The organism is Hassallia byssoidea VB512170, assembly GCF_000817785.2.
GTDB lineage: Bacteria > Cyanobacteriota > Cyanobacteriia > Cyanobacteriales > Nostocaceae > Hassallia > Hassallia carrinoi.
Map to the genome: position 1 here is coordinate 1 of NZ_JTCM02000207.1, position 4,126 is coordinate 4,126.

At 42.4% G+C, this 4,126-nt stretch carries 5 protein-coding genes; all 5 read left to right on the forward strand.

The window, feature by feature from the left end:
- The first annotated feature begins 196 nt into the window (after positions 1 to 196).
- The 5 genes from PI95_RS34760 (at position 197) to PI95_RS34780 (ending at position 4,001) form a co-directional block, all read left to right on the forward strand.
- Complete coding sequence (locus PI95_RS34760) at positions 197 to 994, forward strand: MlaE family lipid ABC transporter permease subunit (protein WP_039752511.1); 798 nt, start codon at positions 197 to 199, stop codon at positions 992 to 994.
- 68 nt (positions 995 to 1,062) lie between these two features.
- On the forward strand, positions 1,063 to 1,449 hold the full coding sequence (locus PI95_RS34765; protein ID WP_039753899.1) for a DUF3119 family protein: 387 nt from the start codon (positions 1,063 to 1,065) through the stop codon (positions 1,447 to 1,449).
- A gap of 144 nt (positions 1,450 to 1,593) precedes the next feature.
- The gene (locus PI95_RS34770) at positions 1,594 to 2,847 is read left to right on the forward strand and encodes a DUF3086 domain-containing protein (RefSeq protein ID WP_039752512.1); all 1,254 of its coding nucleotides are present in this window, start codon (positions 1,594 to 1,596) and stop codon (positions 2,845 to 2,847) included.
- Between the two features lie 96 nt (positions 2,848 to 2,943).
- Positions 2,944 to 3,642 carry a glycerol-3-phosphate 1-O-acyltransferase PlsY gene (plsY, locus tag PI95_RS34775; RefSeq protein ID WP_039752514.1) on the forward strand — a complete coding sequence of 233 codons (699 nt, stop codon included), beginning with the start codon at positions 2,944 to 2,946 and terminating at the stop codon, positions 3,640 to 3,642.
- Between the two features lie 131 nt (positions 3,643 to 3,773).
- The gene (locus PI95_RS34780; RefSeq protein WP_201280733.1) at positions 3,774 to 4,001 is read left to right on the forward strand and encodes a PDDEXK family nuclease; all 228 of its coding nucleotides are present in this window, start codon (positions 3,774 to 3,776) and stop codon (positions 3,999 to 4,001) included.
- The last annotated feature ends 125 nt before the right edge of the window (positions 4,002 to 4,126 follow it).

The window sequence follows — 4,126 nt, forward strand, 5'->3', positions numbered from 1 at the left end:
TGCCCAATGACGCCAGTTGCCTCAAGTCGGGAAACCCGCCCACGGCACTGGCTCCCCAATGCCCAATGACGCCAGTTGCCTCAAGTCGGGAAACCCGTCCACGGCACTGGCTCCCCAATGCCCAATGCCCAACCACTAACAACAAATAACTGACTTTCGCTATTCTTAAGGCAGTTACCGAGTTAACTTGTAAACTTTGAGCAAGACTACATCCAAATTCAGCTTAGGAATATGGAGTCAGCGATTGCTGGCGGCAATTCTTTTAGGTGGGCAAGTATTAGTTCACCTAATTAGGGGCAAAATCCATCGCCACAACACTCTAGAGCAAATGGCAGCGGTTGGACCCGATTCGCTCTTCATTGCTTTATTGACGGCTGTTTTTGTAGGTGCGGTGTTTACCATCCAGGTAGCGCGGGAGTTTATCAATTTTGGGGCAGGAAACGTCGTTGGCGGAGTGTTGGCGATCGCCTTAACAAGAGAACTCTCACCGGTGCTGACAGCGGTGATTTTGGCGGGACGAGTCGGTTCGGCATTTGCAGCGGAAATCGGCACTATGCGCGTCACAGAACAAATTGATGCCCTGCTAATGTTAAAAACCGATCCGATTGATTATCTAGTTATTCCCCGCGTAATTGCTTGCGGCTTGATGCTGCCAATTTTAACTCTTTTGTCTTTAGTCACAGGCATGTTGGGAGGATTGATAATTGTCACGAGTATATACAACCTCTCGGAAACGGCATTTTTAGATTCCGCTCGTAACTTTCTCGGCATTTGGGATATTTGTAGTGCCTTGATTAAAGCCGGTTTCTTTGGAGTTTTAATCGCCGTTATTGGTTGCAGTTGGGGGATGACGACAACCGGCGGAGCCAAAGGTGTGGGACAATCAACCACAACTGCGGTTGTTACAGCTTTGTTGATGATATTTGTCTGCAACTTCTTTCTTTCTTGGTTAATGTTTCAGGGAACCGGCAGTGCATCGGTACAAGGATTGTAGTAGAGGCGGGGTCTGCCCGCTCTAAAATAGGAATAATATCTACATTGAGTCAAGCAGGATTTGAGACTATGACCAGAACCTATGCTTCTAACGCGGCATCAACCGTAGAACTCAAGCCTAGTTACAATATACCTGTAGTGTTGGTTATTGCTGCCATTCCTCTGATTTTGGTGCAACCAATAGTCGGAGGTGCGATCGCCCTTTTTGGCTTGTTTCTCATGTTTCAAGCAGTAACTCTGCGTTTGCAATTTACCGCTACAGACTTAGATATTTACAGAGGTGAAAAATTAATTCGCCGCTTTCCTTACCAGGAATGGCAAAATTGGCGTATCTTCTGGAATGGGGTTCCTATATTGTTTTACTTTAAAGAAGTCAAAAGTATTCACTTTTTGCCGATTATATTTGACCCCAACACCCTGAAAACTTGTTTAGAAGAACGTTGTCCACGTATTTAGTGGTGAATTCTGCTTTTGTCATTATAGTGAAAAAGTCAATATTTTGATTCTTGACTCAAGACTATTGACTTTTAACTCATGACTGCGATCGCAAGTGAATTGTAATATTTCACTTTTAGCTATCTATATATTGCACTATTGTTTATGAACCCAGAGGAATCTCAAACTCCAGAACCTATTAATGAGTCATTAATGGAAAAACAAGAACAAAGCCCAGTAGTTGACCCAACAGAAAACCCATCTGTTGAGTCTGTGGTTGAAATTCAAACACAAAGTCAGATAACCCAAACACAATCAAACTCAAATTTTGATTTGCCTGCACCGCAAGCGCAAAATCTGACTGTTGAACCAACAGAAAATTCATCCGCAGCTACCTTTCTCAAGTCAGAAATAGAAGCATCAAAAGATAATTCACTTATAGAGTCAGCAGCGCAACGAGTAGCAGAGTTACAACGTACTGAACAAGCGCTCAAAGAAGAAATAGCTAACTTGCAAACTTCTTACAAAACTCTTCAAGCGCAAGTGAGTGATACCCAAATAACTATGGGAAAAGTAGTGCAAGAAGCTTTGACGCAATTAGAACAGCGCAAACAAACGCTACAAATTTCTGTAGAACAATTGGAAAGGCGTCAAGAACGCATCCGCAACGAAATGCGAACCACTTTTGCAGGTGCTTCTCAAGACTTGGCAATCCGCGTACAGGGTTTTAAAGATTATCTCACTGGTAGTTTACAAGATTTGGCATCAGCAGCAGAGCAGTTGCAATTAATGCCGACTGTTAGAGAACGGGAAAAAGTACCTGTAAAAGAAGCTAAATCAGTAGATATTGACCCAGGAACGCCTCAATTTGCCCAACAGCAGTTTCAAGATACCACAAAGCAAATTCGCCGCTTAATTGACCAATACCGTACCAAACCAGATTATTATGGACCGGCTTGGCAACTGCGCCGCACTTTTGAGCCGGTACACGCAGAACGAGTTTCTAACTGGTTTTTCAGCCAAGGGGGACGCGGTGCTTTGCGGACGATGAATAGTCGCTTGCAAAATATTCTGATTTCCTCAGCGGTGATTTCGATATTGCACAAATTGTATGGCGATCGCCTCCGGACTTTGGTATTAGCAAATACACCAGAACGCTTAGGTGACTGGCGGCGCGGCTTGCAAGACTGCCTAGGAATCGGTCGTCCAGATTTTGGACCCGACAGAGGCGTGGTATTGTTTGAAACAGCCGAAGCGTTAGCGCAAAAAGCCGATCGCTTGACAAAAGCAAATCAACTACCCTTAATCATAATTGACGATTCTGAGGAGCAAATCAGTTTAGGATTATTACAATTTCCTCTTTGGTTAGCCTTTGCTCCTGACCCGAAAATGATGCGAAATTATGATGATGACTATTAAGAGTTAGGAGTTAGGAGTTAGGAGTTAGGAGTAATTTTTGACAACTAACAATTAACTCCTAATTTTGAATTTTGAATTTTGAATTTTGAATTGTTTATGGCTATTTGGTTGACTTTGTGCGGAGGGATTGTGGTTGTAGCTTATCTGCTGGGTTCGTTTCCCACGGGTTACATCGCAGTCAAGCAGTTGAAAGGTATTGATATTCGTGAAGTTGGTTCTGGTTCAACTGGGGCAACTAATGTGTTAAGAACTTTAGGTAAAGTACCGGGAGCGATCGTTTTACTGATTGATGCTTTAAAGGGAGTATTAGCGATCGCTCTGGCTTACTCATTATTTAGCTACGCACCTTTACAAAACTTTATCCCTCCAACGGTAGATGCGAATTTGTGGGAACCGTGGATAGTAATTTTAGTTGGGTTAGCAGCGATATTAGGACACAGTAAATCGATTTTTTTAGGGTTTACTGGTGGTAAGTCAGTTGCTATCAGCTTAGGTATTTTATTGGCGATGAATTGGCAGATTGGTTTGGCTACAGCGGGGGTATTTGCGGTTGTAATTGCGATATCGCGGATTGTGTCTTTAAGTTCAATTGTGGGTGCTGTAGCTGTTCCAATTTTCATGACACTTTTGCATCAACCTTTACCCTACATTTTGTTTGGTGTCGCGGGTGGATTGTATGTGATTTTGCGACATCGCGCTAATATTGAGCGTTTGTTTGCTGGTACTGAACCAAAAATTGGGCAGAAGGTGGAAGTAGAAGCGGAAGAAAGTTTAAATTCGGCTGGAACAACTTAAGGTACTTTGCGTAAAATTGTAGCGTTTTGAAACGCAGAGGAACGCTGAGTCAGCGCAAAGGAACGCAGAGTTTTTAGTTTATTTAATTGGTGACGAATTTGTGCAATTTTGCACTTAGGAGGATGCATATCATGGTTAAGGTAAGCAGAGAAAAACAACTTACTTTAGAAGAATTTATGGTGCTTCCTGAAGGAGATGTAAACTATGAGTTTGTTGATGGTTATGCAGTAGCGAAGGTACAAGCAAAATATTTTCATTCTACTTTACAAACAGCTTTATTAATCCTCTTACATATATGGTGCAAAGTTCACAAAGAAGGGGAAAGGGGAAAGGGGAAAGAATATGTTTGGGTATTGTGACCTCCCCCCAAATAAAACCACTTAGAAAGAGGGGGCTTTAAACCCGTATTGGGGAAAAGAAAAGAAAAAATTTTATGCGTATCTAAAATAATTTCAACATTTCCCCTGTCTTGAAAAAGTCTGAT

Excerpts from the sequence above, each read along its gene's own strand:
- PI95_RS34770 (WP_039752512.1), top strand. The coding sequence starts at position 1,594 with ATGAACCCAGAGGAATCTCAAACTCCAGAACCTATTAATGAGTCATTA.
- PI95_RS34765 (WP_039753899.1), top strand. The coding sequence starts at position 1,063 with ATGACCAGAACCTATGCTTCTAACGCGGCATCAACCGTAGAACTCAAG.
- PI95_RS34780 (WP_201280733.1), top strand. The coding sequence starts at position 3,774 with ATGGTTAAGGTAAGCAGAGAAAAACAACTTACTTTAGAAGAATTTATG.
- plsY (WP_039752514.1), top strand. The coding sequence starts at position 2,944 with ATGGCTATTTGGTTGACTTTGTGCGGAGGGATTGTGGTTGTAGCTTAT.